Here is a 22538-nt window from a genome sequence, read left to right on the forward strand (position 1 = left end):
TAAGAACAGGATGAAAGGCAAAAAATAAGCCCGCGTAAGGGCTTTGAAATCGACTAAAGAACCCCGTAGCGCTTACAGTGCATACTACTGCCGCTCAATTGACTATTGTGGTCAACGTTTGAGGTGTGACATTGGCCTTGCCTCGATTTTGAGCTGCTTACGCCAGACCCGATTATGTAGCGTTAGCGCAATGGAGCGGTAAAAAATCGATGAATTCATCCACATAATGTTCAGAAAGAAACATCCCAGCCCCAGCAAAGAGGTTATTTGCGGTGTGTAGTTCTCAACAGGGCCGAATAAAAGCGAAATCCCCGTCCAGATGAAATAAATGATGCTCATTATGCCTGTCAGCGTAATGACGAAAATATGCAGTTTATATCCAGGTAAAGAACCTCGTGTAGTCAGAAACATCGTGCTCATCACTACCAGACAATACACAATCGCTGCAATGAATACTCCCATCATAACCTTAAATTCGGGTAAGCCGAGCCAGCGAAACAGCAACAACCAGAGGGACACTTGCAGCATGGCGTAGCAAAAAATAGCCAGTAACGTGCTCACTGCCAAAGGAATTCCTGTCATATGGACGCCCACAGGAACGCCGAACCGATCTTTTAACTGTTCTTTTAATGTTTCAAGCTGGTTGAGATCATCGGTCGCCATTTTACTTTTAACCAAAGCACTTAATGCAAGGCTATCTTTAATGTATTTCATCATGGACGGGTCAATAACTTCCTGTAAATGAAAAAGACTGAATTAAACCAAAAATGTATTTACCCGTTTGTGCAACATTCTGTGGATTTCTGATATTTCCTGAGATGGCACTTCCAACGAAGGCAGAAGAATTTGAAATGGTATTCAGCAACTCACGCTGTAAGAGCAACTGCAACGCTTCTGACGGATAACGTTTGGGATACACGCCTGCCTTCATTGCTGCTTTTACACCTGAATTCGAGATGCCGGGATTGCGGATACGAATAATCTCCTCTGTTAATCGCGTACGGTCGGCCCGGCTCATTTTTTGTAATAAGGAGAGCAAACTCTCAGACGATGAACGGTTAAGAAGGCGATATGTTAATGCAGCGCTTTTTAAACCCGCAGCAGCCCCGGCAAGAGAAATCGCATCCAGGGCTGTGTTGGTTGCTGTATACCACTCCTGGGAGTCCATCCACGCAACGTAATCATCATGATTCATAGCAATCAACGATAGTCGGCCAAGCCCATTTGCACATTGAATTCCAGTTGCTACACCACCGGCTAAAATCACAGCGGCTATAGCACCGGAAGACCCTGCAGTGAGAGGTATAGCCATACCGGCCCCTGCCGCAAGTACAACAGTAAGAATTGCGGCTCCGCAGGAAATTGCCGTTGAACCAATTTCAGTTGCCAGGGAAGGGGAATTAATCGTCGCCGTTGTTGCCTGAACAGGGTTAACTAATGCGGCATTTACTTTGGTTATGACTACATGACTAACCGAGCTTTCGTTTGGTGTCGCAATCCTTCTTGATGGCCGTACTAGCCACTGACGTGTACCGTCTGAGTAGATAATCCCGGCCTGGCTAAAATTTCTGCTACAGTCCAGTTGACCTGCAAGTGCTGTGAAATTTATATCGCCGCCAGAGGCAAGACCAAGACTGCGTGCGAGTTCGTAATCTGGAAGATCCTTTGAAAATTGTCCTGTGAATGTCACTTCATCTCTCCGTCCGTGTGAAACGTTGATTGTTAATAAATCAAGAGTAAAGGTCCTGTTAACACTTAAAATTAGGAATGTTCCGAATAGTGTTCATCCCTCTCAAATCCATTAAAAAATGTGATTAGGATCCTTTGTTCGTTCGATTTGCTTAGATGATACGCCTAATGCTGACACAACCTTTCCCGGGTCAATGCAACGCCATATTTATCAGGGGGAAAAATTTCAGGAGTTAACAAAAAAATAAGCCCGCGTAAGGGAGATTACGCAGGCTAAGGAGGTGGTTCCTGGTACAGCTAGCATTTATGGGTTATGTTTTTCAGCGGGGGGGATAATACCCGTATTGAACGAAGCGGTATGTGATCCGATTCTAAGAATTATCCCAGCGTGAAAAAATCCCGTTGATTGACTATTTGCCGTGTGGATTTCGGGTATTTTCACCTTCAAAATTACGCATCAGCAGCGCAAACTCCAGCTCCACCTCTTCAGGAACCGGCAGCCAGACCACATGGCCGTCGCCAGGTGCGACCTCAATCGCCTCACCTTTTTTGTTTTCCAGGTGCTCCAGCCGGAAGTTCATGTTGCCCTGCGGCGTCATCAGCTCCAGGCTGTCGCCTTTAGTGAATTTGTTTTTTACGGCGACGGCGGCCAGCGGGCCTTTACGCTCGCCGGTGAAGTCGCCTACAAACTGCTGGCGTTCGGAAATCGAATAGCCATGCTCGTAGTTCTGGTAGTCGTCGTGAGTGTGACGACGCAGGAAACCTTCGGTATAGCCGCGATGCGCCAGACCTTCCAGCGTTTCCAGCAGGCTGGTGTCGAACGGTTTACCGGCAGCGGCATCGTCGATGGCTTTGCGATATACCTGTGCGGTACGGGCGCAGTAGTAGTAAGACTTGGTGCGGCCTTCAATTTTCAGGGAGTGTACGCCCATCTTGGTTAAACGCTCGACGTGCGCGATGGCGCGCAGATCTTTAGAGTTCATGATGTAGGTGCCGTGCTCGTCTTCGAAGGCGGTCATGTACTCACCCGGACGTTTGGCTTCTTCGATCATAAACACGCTGTCGGTAGGCGCGCCGATACCCAGCGTTGGCTCAACGTTGGTGACCGGGATCGGCTCGTGTTTATGCACGATGTTACCGATGTCATCCTCTTTGCCTTCCTGAACGTTATATTCCCAGCGGCAGGCGTTGGTGCAGGTGCCCTGGTTCGGGTCACGCTTGTTGATATAGCCAGAGAGCAGGCAGCGGCCGGAGTAGGCCATGCACAGCGCGCCATGAACGAAGATTTCGATCTCCATATCCGGCACCTGGGTGCGGATCTCTTCGATCTCTTCGAGGGACAGCTCGCGGGACAGAATGACGCGGGTCAGCCCCATCTGTTTCCAGAATTTCACCGTTGCCCAGTTGACGGCGTTAGCCTGCACTGAGAGGTGAATGTCCATCTCCGGGAAATTCTCCCGAACCAGCATGATTAAACCCGGGTCCGACATGATCAGCGCGTCCGGCCCCATCTCCACGACCGGCTTCAGGTCACGAATGAATGTTTTCAGCTTGGCGTTGTGCGGCGCGATGTTCACCACCACGTAGAATTTTTTGCCCAGGGCATGCGCTTCATTGATGCCGAGCTGAAGATTCTCGTGGTTGAATTCGTTGTTACGCACGCGCAGCGAGTAGCGCGGCTGGCCCGCGTAGACGGCGTCGGCGCCATAGGCGAAAGCGTAACGCATATTTTGCAGCGTTCCCGCCGGGGAAAGGAGTTCCGGTTTAAACATGTTTGTTCTCGTTCTGATGACAGGTCAGATCCGCATGCACCTGATGCAGCGGTAAGGGGAGATCCCCCACTTTAAGGGCGGGCATTGTAGCGCTGCGGGGAAGAGAGGTAAAGCTTTGCCCCTCACCCTAACCCTCTCCCCTTTGGGGCTGAGGGTTCCCCACAAAATAATGCCTGCACAGACGGCCCCCTCTCCCTTGAGGGAGAGGGCTGGGGTGAGGGGGAACATACGGCTCTGGTGGTCATTCCGTTCACGTTATGTTCCTTGCTACTCTGTCACGACATGGCCGGTGAACGTGCCAGGGTGGCTCAGTCGCCACCACCCTGGCGACCCGGGCTTCCGGCGGAAAATCGCCGCTTCGCGGTGTCTTCGGCTTATTCCTTCCGGCTTATCGGGGACGGGCGGAGGTAACATCCCTGTAAAGCCCGCCCTCTCGGCGCATCCCTGCGCCTCGCCCCGGCCTACAGGAAACGCCTCAGCGATTTACAGCCGGACCGAGGCATCGCTGAAAGCCCTCAGTTATTCTGAGGCAACGTTATAGCTTTTGCTTTCAAATTGCTGGGGAACCCTCTCCCTTTGGGGAGACGGCAGGGTGAGGGGGGTTATTCAGGCAATCCTGCACGCATCCGCTTCCCAGCGATACCCCACGCCGTACACCGCGCGAATAAACGACTGGTCGGCGTCCAGCGCCTCCAGCTTGCGGCGCAGGTTTTTGATGTGGCTGTCGATGGTGCGGTCGGTCACCACGCGGTAATCGTCATACAGATGGTTGAGCAGCTGCTCGCGGGAAAACACTTTGCCCGGCTCGTGGGAGAGCGTTTTCAACAGGCGAAACTCTGCGGGGGTGAGATCCAAAAGTTTGCTGCGCCAGCTCGCCTGGAAACGGCTTTCGTCGACGATCAGCGGGCTTTGCGCATCCAGCACCTGCAATTCACGCTGCGGCTTACAGCGGCGGAGGATGGTTTTCACGCGAGCGACCACCTCCCGCGGGCTGTAAGGCTTGCAGATGTAATCGTCAGCGCCGATTTCGAGCCCCAGCAGACGATCGATCTCTTCGATTTTGGCCGTCACCATCACGATGGGCACATCGGAGAAACGACGAATTTCGCGGCACAGGGTTAGGCCGTCGGTACCCGGCAGCATCAGATCCAGCAGGATCAGATCCGGCGGCGTCTGGCGCACGTAGGGCAGCACCTGGTCGCCGTGGCTGATAAGCGTTGGCGCGTAACTCGCAGCGCGCAAATAGTCGATCAGCAGTTGCCCAAGTTTAGGCTCGTCTTCCACGATCAAAATACGCGGTGTGTTGTCGTCAATCGGTAACTCGGTCATGCTTCCCTCGATAAATCCCGTTCCAGAGGTAACTCTACTGTAATGCTAACCCCGCCAAAAGGCGAATGGGCGGCGCGGATGGTGCCGCCATGGGCCTCCACAATGTTAACGCAAATGGCCAGCCCAAGGCCGGAACCGCCGCTGGCGCGGTTGCGTGAACCTTCGGTGCGATAGAAGCGCTCGAACAGTTTTTCCAGCTGCGCATCCTTCACGCCAGGGGCGGAGTCCGCAAAGGTCAGGGCAAAGCGCCCGTTTTCCTGCCTGCCGGAGATATGCAGCGCGCCGCCGCCGTCGGTGTAGCGGAGGCTGTTCTCCAGCAGATTATTGAACAGCTGCATCAGGCGATCTCTGTCGCCGAACACCACCGCACTGTCCGGCAGCGAAAGGTTGATTTTCAGGTCACGGCTGGCGAAGCGCTCGCGGAATGCGCCGGTCACGACTTCAAGGATATTGATCACATCGATCGGTGCTTTCTGGTAAGCCAGGGCGCCTTCGTCGGACATGGAAAGCTGATGCAGATCGTCCACCAGTTTGGTCAGCGTACCGACTTCCGCCTGAAGCGAGGCCACCGACTCGGGGGTGAACTGCCGCACGCCGTCCTGAATCGCCTCCAGCTCGCCGCGCAGCACCGCCAGCGGGGTGCGCAGCTCGTGCGAAATGTCGGCCATAAAATCGCGGCGCATCTGCTGGTTTTTTTCCAGCGTGCTGGCGAGCTGGTTGAAGTCCTGCGCCAGCTTGCCCAGTTCATCCTGGCTGCGGGTGTCCACGCGGGTCGAGAAATCACCCGCCGCCAGCTTGTGCGTGCCTTCCACCAGGCGCTTAACCGGCGCCAGCAGGCCGCGCGCCAGCGGGAAGGTGGCGAGCGCCGCAAGCAGGGTAGAAAGCGCGACAATCAACCAGCTGGTCTGACGCTGCTGGCGGTCAAAGTTGATGTCGGTGTTGCGCGTCAGCCGCTCGACCGGGGAGGCGATAACCCAGCCCACCGTGGCGCCGTTCGAGGTAATGGCGCGCTTTGTGCCGTCCGGCGGTACCGGAGAGCGTGGGCCAACGAGCACGCGCATCTCCTGATCAATTACCCAGAACTGGGTGCGCCAGCCGTGCGGCGGCATGCCCGGTCCCGGACGGTCGTCGTCATTATCGTGCTCCAGCGAGCGCAGAATTTGAAATATAAAGCGATCGTTGTTGCGCAGAAAACGCCAGTTACCGTGCAGGCTATACTGTTCCCCCAGCGCGTCGCTTAAGCCCTGTAAACGCTGTTCGTTACCGTGCTTGATGTAGTCAATAAAGCCGCGCTCAAAGCTGACCCGCACCGCCCAGTGCATAGTAATCAGCAGGACGATACAGGTGGCGAAAATCGCCACAAAAAGCTTACCGGTGATCCCCGGACGCCAGAATTTCATGGTGCACTCCTTTTGCCGCGTCGGATCACGACGTTTTTGGTCGTGTCATTCGGCACTCTGGCAAAGATAAAAGCGGGCAGAGCGATAATTACCGCCATGCTGAGGTAAGTGTATAAAAAGACCTGATGCGCGACGGGGGTGTCGGCGCTGAGATGGTGCTGACCGTACATGCCGAGCAGCAATCCGGCAACCGTGACCCCCACGCTCATGGAGAGCTGCATGATCATCGACAGCAGACTGTTACCACTGCTTGCCAGCTCGTCCGGCAGATCTTTCAGCGTCAGGGTGTTCATCGACGAGAATCGCATGGAGTTGATGATCCCCTGGCAGAACAGCACCAGCGGCAGGATGTAGTACCAGCCCAGCAGCGCCACGGCCATAAACAGCAGGCAGACCAACGCCAGCCCGATCGTGGCGGCCACCAGCACGCGGCGATAGCCAAAGCGGTTCACCACCTGCACCACAATACGCTTCATCCCCATGCTGCCAAGTACCATCGGGATCATCATCAGCCCGGCATGGAACGGCGAGAAGCCCATCCCAATCTGTAAAAATACCGGCGTCATAAACGGCAACATGCCGCTGCCGATGCGTCCGGCAAAGCTGCCGAACAGACCAAGACGGTAGGTGGGATTCTTGAACAGATTCAGGCTGAACAGCGCGTTAGCGTTACCTCTGGCATGCCACAGATACCAGAGAATGGCGGTGACACCCAGCGCTACCAGCAGGGCGAGCGACAGGGAGGAGATCCCCAGCCCTTTTTGCCCGTCGAGCGCGAGGGTAAGCGTCGCCATGCCAGCTGCCAGCAGGATGAAGCCAAAGAAATCAAAGCGCCGGGTCTGCATTTTATAGTTCGGCATCAGCGTCAGGGTGGCAATCGCGCCGATAATACCGACCGGCAGGTTGATCAGGAAGATCCAGTGCCAGGAGGCATACTCCACCAGAATCCCGCCCAGCGCCGGGCCAAGCAACGGGCCGACCTGACCGGGCAGGGTGACGAAGGTCATCGCCGCCATATACTGCGCGCGCGGAACAATTTTCATCACCGTTAACCGCCCGACGGGTACCATCATCGCGCCGCCGACGCCCTGTAGCACGCGCGCCATCACCAGCTGGTCGAGGGTATTGGCCTGGGCGCAAAACAGCGACCCGGTGGTAAACAGCACAATGGCGGTGAAGAAGATGTTTCGCACGCCGACTTTATCCGCCAGCCAGCCGCTGGCAGGCAGCATCACGGCGACCGTCAGCACATAGGCGACAATCACCATATGCATGTGCAGCGGGCTCTCCCCCAGGCTTTTCGCCATCGAGGGGAGGGCGGTGTTCACGATAGTCGTGTCCAGCGACTGCATAAAGAAGCCGAACGCGACGATCCACAATTGCCAGCGAACGTTACTGGGTAGGTCGGTCATTTACTCGGTCACCGTGGTTCTCTTTTTACGCGAAAAACGCAGCCGCAGGCGGTCAAAGAACAGATAGACTACCGGCGTCGTGTAGAGCGTCAGCAGCTGGCTCATCACCAGGCCGCCAACGATCGTGATCCCCAGCGGCTGGCGTAGTTCAGAGCCGTCACCGCCGGATATGACCAGCGGCAGCGCGCCGAACAGCGCGGCCAGCGTGGTCATCATGATCGGGCGAAAACGCAGCAGACAGGCCTGGAATATCGCCTCGTCCGGCGTCAGGTTGCCGTTGCGCTGGGCGTCCAGGGCAAAGTCGACCATCATTATCGCGTTTTTCTTCACGATGCCAATCAATAGCATGATCCCGATAAGCGCGATAAGACTGAATGGGGCACCGAACAGCTCCAGCGCCAGCAGCGCCCCCACGCCCGCAGAGGGAAGCGTGGAGAGAATGGTCAACGGGTGCACGTAGCTTTCGTACAGCACGCCCAGCACGATATAAACCGTGGCAATGGCCGCCAGAATCAAAATAACCTGCGAGTTCATGGTGTCCTGGAACACCTGCGCCGTACCGGCAAAGCTGCCGCGCACCGAGGAGGGCACCCCGAGCTGGGTCATGGCGCGATTAATGGCATCGCTGGCCTCAGACAGCGACGAGCCGGTTGGCAGGTTAAACGAGACGGTCGAGGCGGCGGAAAGCCCCTGGTGGTTCACCGACAGCGGGGCGTTCGACGGCTGCCAGCTGGCGAAGTACGACAGCGGAATCGCCTTACCGTCATCATTGATCACAAACATCTTGTCCAGCGCGCTGATGTCCTGGGTGTAGCGCGGATCCACCTCCATCACCACCTTGTACTGGTTCATCGGCTGATAGATGGTAGAGACTTCACGCTGCCCGAAGGCGTTGTTCAGCAGGCTGTTGGCCGCCTCCACGTTAATGCCCAGGCGGGCCATGGTTTCACGATCGTAGGTGAGCGCCATCTCCGCACCGTTGTTTTGGCTGTCAGAGTTCACGTCCGCCAGCTGCGGCAGCGCGGCCAGCGCTTTACGGATCTTCGGCTCCCACTCGCGCAGGGCGGCTAAGTCATCCGAGAGCAGGGTGTACTGATAGCTGGCGTTAGCCTGTCGTCCGCCGACGCGGATATCCTGAACGGCCATCAAAAACAGATTTGCCCCCGGCTCTTTGGCAAGCTTCAGCCGCAGGCGGTCAATGATCTGCTGCGCCGTTTCGTGACGTTCACCGCGCGGCTTAAGGGTAATAAACATCATCCCGCTGTTAACGCGCGAGCCGCCGGTAAAGCCGGTGACGTTATCCACGGCCGGATCTTCCCGGATGATTTTCATAAAGTCTTGCAGTTTGCCGCGCATCGCCTGGAACGAAATGCTCTGGTCCGCCTGAATGCCGCCCATCAGCACGCCGGTATCCTGCTCCGGGAAGAAGGTTTTCGGGATAGTGATATACATCCAGACGTTGAGGACGATGGTGCCGATCAGCACCAGCCCGACAATACGCGTGTGGTTCAGCACCCATTTCAGCGATTTGCCGTAGCCGGACTGCATCGCCATCAGGACGCGGCCAAAGCCTTTCCTGCGCGGCTGCGAGTGCGGTTGGCTGCGCTTTAGCATCCAGCCGCACATCATCGGCGTCAGCGTCAGCGAAATCACCAGTGAGATACCAATGGCGACGGAGAGCGTGACGGCAAATTCGCGCAGCAGTCGCCCCGGCAGGCCGCCCATCAGCAGCAGCGGCAGGAATACCGCCACCAGCGACAGGCTCATGGACAGGACCGTGAAGCCCACTTCGCGCGTCCCCTGAAGCGCCGCCTGGAGCGGCTTCATGCCCGCTTCCAGATGGCGCGAGATATTCTCCAGCACCACGATGGCGTCATCCACCACAAACCCGGTGGCAATCGTCAGCGCCATCAGCGACAGGTTGTTAAGGCTAAAGCCGCACAGGTACATGGCGGCAAAGGTGCCTATCAGCGATACCGGCACCGCCACCGCCGGGATCAGCGTCGCGCGCCCCGAGCGCAGGAACAGGAACACCACCAGGATCACCAGCGCGACGGAGATGATCAGCGTTTGCTCTACCTCCTCAAGCGAGGCGCGGATGGTGGGGGAGCGGTCCTGCGCAATCTGGAGATCGATGGCCGCCGGAATCGTTTCCTGAAGCTCCGGCAGGCGCGCGCGGATGCTGTTCACCGTCTGAATGATGTTGGCTTCCGGCAGCTTGCGGATCATCAGCAAAATCGCCGGTTTGGCGTTGGTCATCCCGGCGTTACGCACGTCCTGCACCGAATCGGTGACGCTGGCGACGTCGCTCAGGCGCACCGCCGCGCCGTTGTTGTAGTGAATAATCAACGGCTGATACTCGGCGGCGGTTTTCAGCTCGTCGTTAGTCTGGATCTGCCAGCGGTGGCTGTTGTCCTCAATCGCGCCCTGCGGCTTACGCACGTTGGCGTTGCTGATGGCGGAACGCACGTCGTCCAGCGACACGCCCTGGTTAAACAGCGCCTGCGGATTCAGCCCCACGCGCACGGCGGGCAGGGAGCTGCCGCCGACGTCCACGTCGCCCACGCCTTCAATCTGGGCGATGGTTTGCGCCAGCTGGGTGGAGGCAAAATCGTACAGCTCGCCCTGGGAGTAGGTCTCTGACGTGAGCGTCAGGATCATGATCGGCGCGTCGGAGGGGTTGGCCTTGCGATAGGTTGGACGGCTCGGCATGCCGCTCGGCAGCAGGCTTTGGGCGGCGTTAATCGCGGCCTGCACGTCACGCGCCGCGCCGTTGATGTCCCGGTCGAAATTGAATTCCAGAATGATGCGCGTGCTGCCCAGCGAACTGCTGGAGGTCATCTCGTTAATCCCGGCAATTCGACCAAGCGAGCGCTCAAGCGGCGTCGCCACCGATGAGGCCATGGTTTCCGGCGAGGCACCCGGCAGCGAGGCGCTGACCATGATCACCGGGAAATCGACCTGCGGCAGCGGGGCCACCGGCAGCAGCCGGAAGCCCAGCACGCCGCACAGGGTGATAGCGACGGAGAGTAAAATCGTCGCCACCGGACGGTAAATGAAGAGGGCGAAAAACTTCACTTACGCCTCCTCTTCACGTTTCGGGAAGCGGCTTTTCGTCCACAGGGCCAGACGGTCAAACAGCAGGTAGATAACCGGCGTGGTAAACAGCGTCAGCACCTGGCTTACGAGCAGGCCGCCGACCATCCCGATGCCCAGCGGACGGCGCAGTTCGGCCCCCACGCCGGTGCTCAGCATCAGCGGCAGCGCGCCCAGCAGGGCGGCGAGGGTGGTCATCAGGATCGGGCGAAAACGCAGCAGACAGGCCTGGTAAATGGCCTCGCGCGGCGCCATACCCTGCTCGCGCTCGGCGGCCAGCGCAAAGTCGATCATCATGATGGCGTTTTTCTTCACGATGCCGATAAGCAGAATGATGCCGATGATCGCAATCACGTCCAGTTCGCTCCCCGCCAGCATCAGCGCCAGCAGTGCCCCCACGCCCGCCGTCGGCAGGGTGGAGAGAATGGTGATCGGGTGGATAAAGCTTTCATACAGCACGCCAAGCACGATATACATCGCCACCACCGCCGCGACAATCAGCCAGACGGTGCTGCCCAGCGCGGCCTGGAACGCCAGAGTACTGCCCTGGAACTGGGTCTGAATATCGGACGGGAAGCTGAGTTCTTTCTCCGCACCCAGAATGGCCTCCACCGCTTCGCCCAGGGAATAACCGTCCGGCACGTTGAACGAAATGGTGGTGGATGGGAACTGATCGAGATGGTTAATCGACAGCGGGGTGTGACGCTCTTCCACGCTGGCAATGGCGCTGAGCGGCACAATCCCGCCGTCTTTGCTGGTCAGGCGTATCGAGTCCAGCGCGGCAAGCCCGGGCGTGTTCTCGGTGTTATGTTCCAGCACCACGCGATACTGGTTCGCCTGGGTGTAAATGGTGGAGATAAGGCGCTGGCCAAAGGCGTTATACAGCGCGTTATCCACGTCGGACATGGTAATGCCCAGACGGCTGGCGGTGTCGCGGTTGACGTTTACGTACGCCGCCAGCCCTTTATCCTGCCAGTCGCTGCTGACGTCAGAAATCTGCGGCAGTGCTTTCAGCTTGTCCACCAGCTGCGGCACCCAGGTGCTGAGTGCATCAAGCGAGGTGGCCTGGAGCGTAAACTGGTACTGCGTGCGGCTCACCTGCGTATCAATGGTTAAATCCTGGATCGGTTGCAGATACAGCTCAATGCCCGGTACGCGCGCCACAGCGCTTTGCAGACGCTCAATAACCGCGTTGACGCGATCGTCACGGTCATCGAGCGGTTTAAGGTTAATTTGCAGGCGCGCGCTGTTAAGCGACGGGTTGGTGCCGTCCACGCCCACGTAGGCAGTCAGGCTTTCCACCGCCGGATCTTTCATGATGATCTCAGACACCTGCTGCTGGCGCTGCGCCATGTTAGCGAAGGAGACCGTCTGTGGCGCCTGAAGCGTGCCCTGAATAATGCCGTTGTCCTGAATCGGGAAGAAGCCTTTCGGAATGAAAATCCACAGCATGACGCTGAGCGCCAGCGTGCCGAGGGCCACGCCGAGCGTCGCCCAGGGATGGTTCAGGACTTTCGCCAGCACGCGGCCGTAGGCGGCAATAATGCGCTCGAACATCCGCTCGGAGGCGAGGGAGAAGCGGTTTTGCTTGCGCAAAGATTCGTGGCTCAGCATGCGGGCGCACATCATCGGCGTCAGCGTCAGCGACACCACGGCAGAGATCAGAATGGCGACCGCCAGCGTCACGGCAAACTCGCGGAACAGCCGCCCGACGATATCGCCCATAAACAGCAGCGGGATCAGCACCGCAATCAGCGAGAAGGTGAGCGAAATAATGGTAAAGCCGATCTCCCCCGCGCCCTTCAGCGCGGCGGCTAACGGCTTTTCACCTTTCTCGATATAGCGCGAGATGTTTTCGATTACCACGATGGCGTCGTCCACCACAAACCCGGTGGCGATGGTGAGCGCCATCAGCGTCAGGTTGTTAATCGAGAAGTCGAGAAATACCATTACCGCGAACGTCCCGACCAGCGAGAGCGGCACGGCAACGGCGGGAATGATGGTTGCCGGAACGTTGCGCAGGAACAGGTAGATGATCATCACCACCAGCGCAATCGCCAGCATCAGCTCGAACTGGGTGTCAGTCACTGACGCGCGAATATTCGTGGTGCGGTCAGAGAGCACTTTCACGCTGACCGATTTTGGCAGGCTTTCCACCAGCTGCGGCAGCATGGTGCGAATGCTGTCGGCGGTATCAATAATGTTCGCGCCCGGCTGGCGCTGAACGTTCATGACAATCGCCTGCTGCTTATTAGCCCACGCCCCGAGCCAGCTGTTTTCCGCGCCTTGTTCGACGGTTGCCACGTCGCCCAGGCGGATCGGTGCGCCGTTCTGGTAGGCAATGATCAGCTGACGGTATTCATCGGCGGACTGCATCTGGTCGTTGGCGGAGAGCGTGACCGCGCGGGTCGGGCCGTCCAGCGAGCCCTTCGCTGAGTTAACGTTGGCGCTGCTGATGGCGGTGCGAATGGTTTCGCTGGTTAACCCCAGCGCGGCAATGGCCTGGGCATTGAGCTTAACGCGCACCGCGGGGCGTTGTCCCCCTGCGAGCGTCACCAGCCCGACGCCTGTCACCTGCGAAATCTTCTGCGCCACGCGGGTTTCGACCATGTCTTCCACCTGCGTCATCGGCATGGCGGAGGAGGTGACGGCAAGCGTCATGATCGGCGGGTCTGCCGGGTTCACCTTGCTGTAAACCGGCGGGTTCGGCAGGTCAGACGGCAGCAGGTTGGTGGCGGCGTTAATGGCGGCCTGCACCTCCTGTTCCGCGACGTCCAGCGACAGCGCGAGCTGGAACTGAAGCGTGACGACCGAGGCACCGCCCGAGCTCTGGGAGGACATCTGCTTCAGGCCAGACATCTGGCCAAACTGACGCTCCAGCGGGGCGGTGATGGCGGACGTCACCACATCTGGACTGGCGCCCGGATAGAGGGTGACAACCTGAATAGTCGGGTAGTCCACTTCCGGCAGCGCCGACACGGGCAGAAAACGGTAGCCAATGATCCCGGCCAGCAGGATCGCCACCATCAACAGGGTCGTCGCAACCGGTCGTAAAATAAACAGGCGTGATGGCCCACCTGTAGAGCTCGGCGGCATCACCTGCATCAGGCTTTTGCTCCTGTATTCTGCGCTTCCACCACCTCGACCTGCGCCCCTTCGGTCAGCCGGTCAATACCGTCGGTTACGACGCGGTCGCCTGCGGACAGCCCGGCGCTGATCACCACCGTCTGACTGTCCTGGATCCCGGTTTTCACCAGGTGTTTGCTGACCTTGTTTTCGCTGTTCAGCACCCAGACAAAGTTGCCTTCACTGCCCATTTGCAGGGCCGCCGTCGGGATCACCACGGCGTTTTCTTCGGTCGCGACCAGCATTCGCGCATTGACGAACTGATTCGGGAACAGGGCATCGTCCTGATTGTTGAAGCGTGCTTTTAACTTGATGGTGCCGGTGGTGGTGTCGATCTGGTTATCCAGGCTCAACAGCGAACCTTCGCTCAGCTTCTGCTTGTTGGTGCGATCCCAGGCTTCAACTACCAGCGATTTTCCGGCCTTCTGCGCCTGTATCACCGTCGCAATGTCGCTTTCCGGCAGGGTAAAGACGAGATCGATAGGGTGCGTCTGGGTGATCACCACGATGCCCGTGGTATCGCCGCTGGAGATTTGGTTCCCGATATCAACCTGTTTCAGGCCCACGCGGCCGTCAATCGGCGCGGTGATCCGGCTCCAGTCGAGCTGGAGCTGGGCGCTGGCGACCGCGGCTTCGTCGGCCTTGATGGTGCCCTGAGATTCACTGACCAGAGATTGCTGGGTATCCAGCTCCTGGCGCGACACGAGGTTGGTTTTTACCAACTGCTGATAGCGGGCTAAATCGCGGCGGGCATTGGCGAGGGTGGCTTTGTCTTTCGCGAGTTGCCCCTGCGCCTGCGCCAGGGCCACCTTAAACTGGCTTGGATCGATTTCCGCCAGCAGATCGCCCGCTTTCACCTGTTGACCTTCCTGGAAGTGGATGGCCATCAGCTGACCGTCCACGCGGCTACGTACCGTCACGGTGTTGGCGGCAGTGATGGTTCCCAGCCCGGAGAGATAACGAGGCACCGCTTTATTCACCGCCGTTGCCGCCTGCACCGGTGCCAGCGCACCGCCGCGCATACCGTGGCGCCCGCCGCCCGTTGGGCGATGTGAGGGGCTACTGGCGCCAGCAGGTGCCGTGGAGTTCGCGGACTGGCTGTGCCAGTACCAGGCGGCGGCCAGGACCACCACAATCAGACCAGCGGCGATTGCCCAGCGGGATTTGTTACTGCCTTTCATCGTTATACGTTCTCATCCTGAAACTCTTTCGGGGAATGATACTAGTTTAGTCAGGTAACACAGTGGAAAAATGGAGGAAATATGGAAGACTGTCAGGAATGGTCTGAGTGTGGTGCCGCGGTTTCGCCTTCGCCGGGTGGCGCTGCGCTTACCCGGCCAACGGTTGGAGGATCTTGTTGGCCGGGTAAGGCGAAGCCGCCACCCGGCACAACTCCATTAGCTAAACACCACCTGCGCCCAGCGCGCCAGCCCTGCTGTAACGGAGCCAAAGTCATCGCCGCCGGCAATCGGGATCCCCGGCAGCTGTTCCGCCAGCGCTTTCTTGATCAGCGGCGAACGGGCGCTACCGCCGGTCAGGTAAATCACGTCCGGCTTCACTTTGCCATTCTCAAGCGCCAGCTGCACCTGCTCCAGAATACGCTGAAGCGGCTGAGTCAGCGCCATTTCCAGCCCTTCCTGGGTGATAGCCGTAGCCAGATCGTCACTGATAAACGGCAGCGAAACCGCATGCTCAGGACGATCGGAAAGGGCGATTTTGCTCTCTTCGGCGGTGCGCACCACGCGGTAGCTCAGGCGCTGACGCCACACCTTATACAGCAGCGCGACCTTCTCTGCATCCTGTGCATCACGCACCAGATCGTTGAGGAAACGGCCATTCGCGGTGCTGTAAAAATCACTCTGGGCAGGGACGTCGTTGATGGCAATCGCGTTCCACCACGGCAGGATCGGCAGGGCGATGCCTTTCTCGGTTTGACCGCCCATGCCGAGCAGTGGCATCAGGCTCTTGAATGCCAGGGCAATATCCAGATCGTTACCGCCCACTCGGCAGCCGCTGTGCCCCAGCAGACTGTTTTCACGATCGCGACGGTGATGCCACTTCGGACCCATCAGCAGTAATGAGCAGTCCGTCGTTCCGCCGCCGATGTCCACTACCAGCACCCGTTGTTCTTCCGTCAGCGTGGCTTCAAAATCCAGCCCCGCTGCAACCGGCTCATACTGGAATACCACGTCACGGAAGCCAGCCCGGTGCGCTGCACGCTCAAGGATCCCCTGCGCCTGCTGGTTGGCTTCGTCGCCGCCCAGCCCCTGGAAGTTGATCGGACGGCCAATCACCGCCTGGGTGATGGCATCCGGCACCTGGGACTGCGCCTGATTGCGGATGTGCAGCATCATCGCGCAGACCAGATCTTCAAACATCGCCACTTGCTGTGGCTTCAGGCCGCTGGCGCCGAGGAAGGATTTCGGCGATTTAACGAAGTAGACCTCTTCCGGATCTTCAATGTACTGCCCGAGGGAAGAGAGGCCGAACTGCACGCTGGAAGGGGTAACGTCGATATCTTCCTCGCGGTTAAAGCTGACCGCACGGCGCAGCAGCGCCTGGGTTTCCGCTGCGGTAGCAGGAACCTGATGATGGCGGAACAGCCACTCGCTCACCGCTTCACGCGTCGGCGCACAGAGCATTGACGGCAACAGCGTACTGCCGTTTTCCATTTTCAGGAGCTGCGGTTGTCCGTTTTGCATTATCGCAACCGAGCAGTTTGCGGTGCCGTAGTCGAATCCAATAAACACAATAAATCCCCATGCCGGTGAGAAGGGGCGAGACTTTAGCGAAATGTCTGCCAGGCGACAACAGGAATATGAAAGCAAGGCGCAACGCGATCTTTCGGTTTATGCTGAGGTAAATTCAAAAGGAGAGACAATGTACACCCTGAACTGGCAACCGCCTTACGACTGGTCGTGGATGTTTGGCTTTCTTGCCGAGCGTGCGGTCACGGGGGTTGAGACCGTTACGAAGGATTACTACGAGCGCAGTTTTGGCTATGCCGGGCACAAGGGCGTTTTCCGGGTTACGCCAGACAGCGCAACCCATACGCTTGCGGTGTCGCTTAGCCCTGGCCTGATCCCGGTGGCGGATATCTGCCTGGACCGCATCGCCCGCCTTTTTGACCTCGATTGCGACCCGCAGCACATTGCACAGACCCTCGGCGATCTCGGCGCGGCGCGGCCGGGGTTACGTTTGCCCGGCGCAATGGATGCTTACGAGCAGGGCGTGCGCGCCATTCTTGGACAACTGGTAAGCGTGGCGATGGCGGCTAAACTGGCGTCACGGGTGGTGGCGCTGTGCGGTGAACCCATCCAGGACGCGCCGGGCTACCTCTGCTTTCCTCCGCCAGAGGTACTGGCCGCGGTGGATCCGCTGGCGTTGAAAGCCCTCGGGATGCCGCTCAAGCGTGCGGAGTCGTTGATTCATCTGGCGCAGTCGGTGGTGGACGGTGAATTCCCGCTGTTCCCGCCCGCGAACGTTGAGGACGGGATGAAGGCGCTACAGCAGCGCCCCGGCATCGGGCGCTGGACCGCGAATTATCTGGCCCTGCGCGGCTGGCAGGCGAAGGATGTTTTCCTGCCGGATGATTATCTGATTAAACAGCGCTTTGCCGGTATGACGCCCGCGCAGATCCGTCGCTACGCCGAGCGCTGGCAGCCGTGGCGCTCGTATGCGCTGTTACATATTTGGTACACCGACGGCTGGTCGCCATCAGTTGATGGCGAAATAGCTGGTATTCAGCAGTAGATCGAGCGGCTGCGCTTCCCCAATGGTGTCGCCGTAGATAAAGTCAACGCCGATGCCCGACAGCGTATTCATCATGATCGACTGATGGCATGGCCCGGCAATGGTTTTTATGCCCAGACGCTGGGCATGGCCCTGAATGATGGTCACCATCATCTCGTCCATCAGATTGCCGTGGACGTTGGTCACCACGTCTGCATCCAGCAGCAGATAATCAGCGGTGTTGGCGCTGAGCTGGCTGAAGACGTTCATATCGCGTCCAACCCGCGTCAGCACCACGCGACAGCCAGCCTGACGAAGCTTTTGCAGACCCTGCTGCACGTTTTCATCCGTATTGCTCAGCACATCAGCGGCGATCGCCAGATGCAGCAGCCGCGCCGGCAGCGGACCTTTGGTAATGAGGTCGAGCAGCTCATCCACCAGCGTGACGCTGGCTAAACCCGCTTCTGAGAGCGGCAGCGCGACGCCCATTCCTTTGGCCGCCACCTGTGCGGCATAGGTACGGAAGAATTCGCTGAAGATACGTCGGTCCAGGGCGTGCAGCAGCTCCGGCTCCGCCAGCCCGGCGCGGAAGGCATGCTCTTCCAGCACTTCCCCCTGGCTGGTCCACAGCCGCAAGGAAATCAGCCAGAAGCTACTGCTCTCGGGAATGCGCGGCGAGGCGACGCTGCGGGCGATCATCAGCAGATGGTTATCTTTAATCATGTGCCACTGCTCATCCAGCGACATCATGCTGCGCGTGCTGTGGATCCGCTCCTGCTGGGGTTCGTAGACGGTGACTACACCGCGCCCGCTGTTTTTCGAGGCGTAGCAGGCGATATCGGCCTGAGACATCACTTCCGCAGCCTGATAATTGGTGTCGTCAATCAGCGTAATCCCCGCACTGGCACCAATACGGTGCAGGCGTCCTTCCCAGGAAAAATGATAGTTGTTGATGGCGTCGATCAACCGGCCCGCAATGTAGCGTGCGCTTTCGACGTTGCAGTCCGGCAGCAGCAGGCCAAACTCGTCGCCGCCCAGACGCGCCAGCACGTCGCTTGAACGCAGCATAGTCAGCATCAGCGAAGAGAGTTCGCGCAGGAGCGCGTCGCCCGCCGCGTGACCTGCGGTATCGTTCACCGCCTTAAAACGGTCAAGATCGATAAAGACCAGCGCGTGATGCTGATGGGTCTCCTGTACTGTCTGCAACAGACGCTTCAGATGGTTTTCAAAGCTGACGCGGTTCGCCAGGTGGGTCAGGGCGTCATGTGAGGCGCTGTAACTCAGCTGGCGCAGCATTTTGCGCGACTCGGTCACGTCCTGAATCACCAGCACCGAGCCGATGGTGTTACCTTCCAGAGTGCTGAGGGGGGTAATGCTGTAATGAATGTCGAAACTGCCGCCATTGCGGCAGTTAAGCACCACGTCCTGTTCTATATCGGTACGGGACATATCGCCGCTGTGGATGTTTTCCATTAACGGACCGTTCTCGCCGAAGGTAATGTGCAGCACCTTCAGAACGGGCTGACCCAGCGCTTCGCTTTGCGACCAGCCGCTCATCTTCTCGGCGACCGGGTTCATAAAGGTGATGTTCATGTCGATATCGGTGCACAGCACCGCTTCGCCGATGGAGTCGAGGGTGATATGCAGGCGCTCTTTTTCCTGGAACAGCGCCTCGTTCAGCTGCTTCACCTCGGTCATATCCATGTTGATCCCTAACAGCCGCTCCACTTCGCCCTGTTTGTTCAGTACCCGGTTCGCCAGCGAACGAATGTGGCGGATGCCATCCTTGACGCGAATGCGAAATTCCAGCTTGAAAGGCACCCTGGCCTGAAGGGATTCTCGCAGCACCTGTTCGGCGTGGGGGCGATCTTCAGGCACCATGGCCGCATGCCAGAGCTGCCAGGTGGGTTTAATGTGCGGGGGGATCTCGTACAGCTCAAACATCCGCTTATCCCAGCTGATCACGTCCGGCTCGAGATCCCACTCCCATATCCCGATGCCACCGGCTTCGTTCGCGAGGGTGATACGCTCCATCAGACGCTTATTGACCCACTCGGTCTGTTTCAGGTCGTTGATATCTTCAATCTGGGCAATAAAGTAAAGCGGGGTGCCGTCGGCATGGCGCACAACGGAGACGGCCAGCAGCGCCCACACCACCTCGCCGCTGCGAGTGTAGTAGCGTTTTTCGAGGCTGTAGCTATTGATCTCCCCGTTAATCAGCTGTCCCAACTGCTCCAGGTCGGTATTTAAATCTTCTGGCCAGGTTAACTGCTGAAACGTGAGCGACTGGAGTTCAGACTGGCTGTAACCGAGGAAATTGCACAGCGCCTTGTTGGCCTGGAGCCACTGGCCCTCAATGCCCACCAGCGCCATACCAATCGCGGAATATTCCATCGCATTACGAAAACGTTCTTCGCTTTCCGTAATATGTTTACGCTCGGCCCGGAAGGCATACATCACCATCGTCATAATATTGGCGGGGAGCAGCATCATCAGGAAGGGGAGCCACGGCGCGTTGAAGGTGACGATCATGGAGGAGGGCGTCATGGAGAGCGGATTTCGCGCCATCATCAGGGACACCATCATGATGGTGAATAAAAATATCAGGAACGCTTCCATACGCGGCAGACGTACCGCGCTCCACATCAGCAGAACGATGATGCAGGTGAATGGCCACGGCAGCCAGGTGATTGCCGTCCAGCAAAGAACCAGCGTAACGACCAGGGTCACCAGCGTTTCCAGCAGCAGTTTCGGATTGCGGTGGCGCAGCAGGTAATGCGGTTTAAACAGCAGACCTAAAGGCACCAGCGCCAGCGCGCCAATGGCCTCTGAAAGTACCCAGACAAGGAAATTACGCAGCGGCTCCGCGCTCGGCACCAGAAAATGAACCAGAACGCCCCCCACCAGCGGCGGCACAAGGGCACTGCCGAGGGCAAGCCGGACCCAGTCGTTGAGGTTTTGCAGCGGATTATACCAGGGGAGCAGTTTACGCAGTAACAGCGCGCCAACCGTGGCCTCAATGATATTGATCGCCGTGTAGGTGATGTTGAGCGATTCCCATGAGAAGAGCATCCACGAGGCAAAGATATTGCCAAAAGAGCAGGCGAGGGCAATGCCGGGCCACATTTTTCCCGCGTGGCGGTAAAACGCTACCATCATTATTGAAGTCGGGAACCACAATGGCGCCAGCAGCGTACCGAAGCGAGTCAGCTCGAGGGAAAATAAGGTGAAGATGAACGTGACCAGACCCAGACAGACAAGCCGCAGTAAAGGATGTGGGGTAGTAACCAAAACCCGCTGGTATTGTTTATTCATTACCGCTCTATCCAGGGACGCCATGTTGTCAGGAGCCAGGTCCGGACGCGTGAAATTAATAATTTGGTTTATGCTAGTACAAACATTTTACAATTCATATGCCGAGTGCTCAGATTTTGACTTCATAGACTTATAAAATAGTTACTCTGCGAAGAATGGTGATGAAATGGTGAAAATCCGCGCGTAAAAATTTCGCTAAAGGCGTGAAACGTCGCTTTTCAGCCCGCCTCGCATAACCTGCGCATTCGACTGGTATCACGCCCCCGAAATCCCTATAATTGCCGCGTTTGACGCTCCGGCGTCGTCCTTCCTTACATCCAGGTTAATCAGGTCGCTAAATTTATGACTGATAAGTCTCATCAGTGCGTCATCATAGGCATCGCCGGCGCATCGGCTTCAGGTAAAAGTCTTATTGCCAGTACGCTTTATCGCGAACTACGTGAACAAGTGGGTGATGAGCATATCGGTGTTATTCCCGAAGATAGCTATTACAAAGATCAATCCCATCTTTCGATGGAAGAGCGCGTAAAAACCAACTACGACCACCCCAGTGCGATGGATCACAGCCTGCTGTTCCAGCATCTGGAAGCGCTAAAGCGCGGCGAGGCAATTGAGCTGCCCGTCTACAGCTACGTGGAACATACCCGCACCCAGGAAACGATCCGTATTGAGCCAAAGAAGGTGATTATCCTTGAAGGGATTTTGCTGCTCACCGACGCCCGTCTGCGCGAATCAATGAACTTCTCGATTTTCGTCGACACTCCTCTGGATATCTGCCTGATGCGGCGTATCAAACGCGACGTTAATGAACGTGGCCGCTCCATGGACTCGGTGATGGCGCAATATCAGAAAACCGTTCGCCCGATGTTCCTGCAATTTATTGAGCCTTCGAAACAATACGCCGATATTATCGTGCCTCGTGGCGGTAAAAACCGTATTGCCATTGATATCTTAAAAGCGAAAATCAGTCAGTTTTTTGAATAAGCCGTGTGAATTGTGTACCGTTCAGAGATAACCTGGTTTTGCCCTGACGCCGTAAGGCTTCAGGGCGCGATGCACGAAAGGAGAAAGTGCCATGCGTCTTTGTGACCGCGATATAGAAGCCTGGCTGGATGAAGGCCGCCTGTCTATCACCCCGCGTCCGCCGGTTGAGCGTATTAACGGCGTGACCGTCGATGTGCGTCTGGGGAATAAATTCCGCACCTTCAGCGGCCACACGGCACCGTTTATCGACCTCAGCGGGCCGAAAGACGAAGTCAGCGCGGCGCTGGATCGCGTCATGAGCGACGAAATCGTCATCGACGAAGGAGAGGCGTTTTATCTCCATCCTGGCGAACTGGCGCTGGCGGTGACCTTTGAATCGGTCACGCTGCCTGCGGATCTGGTCGGCTGGCTTGACGGACGCTCTTCCCTGGCGCGTCTGGGCCTGATGGTGCACGTCACCGCGCACCGTATCGATCCGGGCTGGTCGGGCCGTATCGTGCTGGAGTTCTTTAACGCCGGTAAACTGCCGCTGGCGCTTCGTCCGGGAATGATGATTGGTGCGTTGAGCTTCGAACCGCTGACCGGCCCGGCAGACCGTCCTTATAACCGCCGTCAGGACGCAAAATATCGCGACCAGCAGGGTGCGGTTGCCAGTCGTATCGATAAAGACTGATCTGTGAGTT

At 57.8% G+C, this 22538-nt stretch carries 14 protein-coding genes; 3 read left to right on the forward strand and 11 right to left on the reverse strand.

Features of this window, described 5'->3' with window-relative positions; translation table 11 throughout:
• Positions 1-111: 111 nt before the first annotated feature.
• The 10 genes from AM329_RS02700 to yegD all read right to left on the reverse strand — a co-directional run bounded on the left by AM329_RS02700 (position 112) and on the right by yegD (position 16574).
• Positions 112-717: a hypothetical protein gene (locus AM329_RS02700; protein ID WP_022651497.1), complete on the reverse strand. Its 606-nt coding sequence runs from the start codon at positions 715-717 to the stop codon at positions 112-114.
• Between the two features lie 7 nt (positions 718-724).
• Positions 725-1690: a hypothetical protein gene (locus tag AM329_RS25840; protein WP_032609677.1), complete on the reverse strand. Its 966-nt coding sequence runs from the start codon at positions 1688-1690 to the stop codon at positions 725-727.
• A gap of 409 nt (positions 1691-2099) precedes the next feature.
• Positions 2100-3461, reverse strand: a complete 1362-nt coding sequence (gene yegQ / locus AM329_RS02710; RefSeq protein WP_022651495.1) for a tRNA 5-hydroxyuridine modification protein YegQ — start codon at positions 3459-3461, stop codon at positions 2100-2102.
• A gap of 606 nt (positions 3462-4067) precedes the next feature.
• The gene (baeR, locus tag AM329_RS02715; protein WP_015572364.1) at positions 4068-4790 is read right to left on the reverse strand and encodes a two-component system response regulator BaeR; all 723 of its coding nucleotides are present in this window, start codon (positions 4788-4790) and stop codon (positions 4068-4070) included.
• On the reverse strand, positions 4787-6190 hold the full coding sequence (gene baeS / locus AM329_RS02720; protein ID WP_006811258.1) for a two-component system sensor histidine kinase BaeS: 1404 nt from the start codon (positions 6188-6190) through the stop codon (positions 4787-4789). The genes baeR and baeS overlap by 4 nt, the downstream gene beginning before the upstream one ends.
• Entirely contained in the window at positions 6187-7602 is a 1416-nt protein-coding gene (locus AM329_RS02725; RefSeq protein ID WP_003862087.1) for an MFS transporter, read from the reverse strand. The genes baeS and AM329_RS02725 overlap by 4 nt, the downstream gene beginning before the upstream one ends.
• Positions 7603-10680 carry a multidrug efflux RND transporter permease subunit MdtC gene (gene mdtC / locus AM329_RS02730; protein WP_032609676.1) on the reverse strand — a complete coding sequence of 1026 codons (3078 nt, stop codon included), beginning with the start codon at positions 10678-10680 and terminating at the stop codon, positions 7603-7605.
• Positions 10681-13803 (reverse strand): MdtB/MuxB family multidrug efflux RND transporter permease subunit, encoded by a 3123-nt coding sequence (locus AM329_RS02735; RefSeq protein ID WP_022651491.1) that lies wholly within the window; start codon positions 13801-13803, stop codon positions 10681-10683.
• On the reverse strand, positions 13803-15005 hold the full coding sequence (locus AM329_RS02740) for an MdtA/MuxA family multidrug efflux RND transporter periplasmic adaptor subunit (protein WP_032609675.1): 1203 nt from the start codon (positions 15003-15005) through the stop codon (positions 13803-13805). Before AM329_RS02740 ends, AM329_RS02735 begins: the two co-directional genes overlap by 1 nt.
• A gap of 216 nt (positions 15006-15221) precedes the next feature.
• A complete protein-coding gene (gene yegD, locus AM329_RS02745; RefSeq protein ID WP_023314478.1) occupies positions 15222-16574 on the reverse strand; it encodes a molecular chaperone in 1353 nt (450 codons plus the stop codon).
• Positions 16575-16704: 130 nt separating this feature from the next.
• Here yegD and alkA point away from each other — a divergent pair, with 130 nt between their 5' ends.
• Positions 16705-17577 (forward strand): DNA-3-methyladenine glycosylase 2, encoded by an 873-nt coding sequence (alkA, locus tag AM329_RS02750; RefSeq protein WP_032609673.1) that lies wholly within the window; start codon positions 16705-16707, stop codon positions 17575-17577.
• Here the strand turns inward: alkA and AM329_RS02755 are convergent.
• Positions 17542-20871 carry a diguanylate cyclase gene (locus AM329_RS02755; RefSeq protein ID WP_032609670.1) on the reverse strand — a complete coding sequence of 1110 codons (3330 nt, stop codon included), beginning with the start codon at positions 20869-20871 and terminating at the stop codon, positions 17542-17544. The genes alkA and AM329_RS02755 overlap by 36 nt on opposite strands.
• 342 nt (positions 20872-21213) lie before the next feature.
• Between AM329_RS02755 and udk the strand changes: the two genes are divergently transcribed.
• Together udk and dcd are read left to right on the forward strand one after the other, a co-directional pair.
• A complete protein-coding gene (gene udk, locus AM329_RS02760; protein ID WP_000130320.1) occupies positions 21214-21855 on the forward strand; it encodes a uridine kinase in 642 nt (213 codons plus the stop codon).
• A gap of 91 nt (positions 21856-21946) precedes the next feature.
• Positions 21947-22528, forward strand: a complete 582-nt coding sequence (dcd, locus tag AM329_RS02765; RefSeq protein ID WP_013097886.1) for a dCTP deaminase — start codon at positions 21947-21949, stop codon at positions 22526-22528.
• Positions 22529-22538 lie beyond the last annotated feature (10 nt).

It is taken from the genome of Enterobacter cloacae complex sp. AR_0002 (genome assembly GCF_001922365.1).
Taxonomy (GTDB): Bacteria; Pseudomonadota; Gammaproteobacteria; order Enterobacterales; family Enterobacteriaceae; genus Enterobacter; species Enterobacter hormaechei_C.

Coding starts and splice junctions, on each gene's coding strand:
- AM329_RS02700 (WP_022651497.1), bottom strand. CDS start 717: ATGATGAAATACATTAAAGATAGCCTTGCATTAAGTGCTTTGGTTAAA.
- yegQ (WP_022651495.1), bottom strand. CDS start 3,461: ATGTTTAAACCGGAACTCCTTTCCCCGGCGGGAACGCTGCAAAATATG.
- baeR (WP_015572364.1), bottom strand. CDS start 4,790: ATGACCGAGTTACCGATTGACGACAACACACCGCGTATTTTGATCGTG.
- baeS (WP_006811258.1), bottom strand. CDS start 6,190: ATGAAATTCTGGCGTCCGGGGATCACCGGTAAGCTTTTTGTGGCGATT.
- AM329_RS02725 (WP_003862087.1), bottom strand. CDS start 7,602: ATGACCGACCTACCCAGTAACGTTCGCTGGCAATTGTGGATCGTCGCG.
- AM329_RS02735 (WP_022651491.1), bottom strand. CDS start 13,803: ATGCAGGTGATGCCGCCGAGCTCTACAGGTGGGCCATCACGCCTGTTT.
- AM329_RS02740 (WP_032609675.1), bottom strand. CDS start 15,005: ATGAAAGGCAGTAACAAATCCCGCTGGGCAATCGCCGCTGGTCTGATT.
- alkA (WP_032609673.1), top strand. CDS start 16,705: ATGTACACCCTGAACTGGCAACCGCCTTACGACTGGTCGTGGATGTTT.
- AM329_RS02755 (WP_032609670.1), bottom strand. CDS start 20,871: ATGAATAAACAATACCAGCGGGTTTTGGTTACTACCCCACATCCTTTA.
- udk (WP_000130320.1), top strand. CDS start 21,214: ATGACTGATAAGTCTCATCAGTGCGTCATCATAGGCATCGCCGGCGCA.
- dcd (WP_013097886.1), top strand. CDS start 21,947: ATGCGTCTTTGTGACCGCGATATAGAAGCCTGGCTGGATGAAGGCCGC.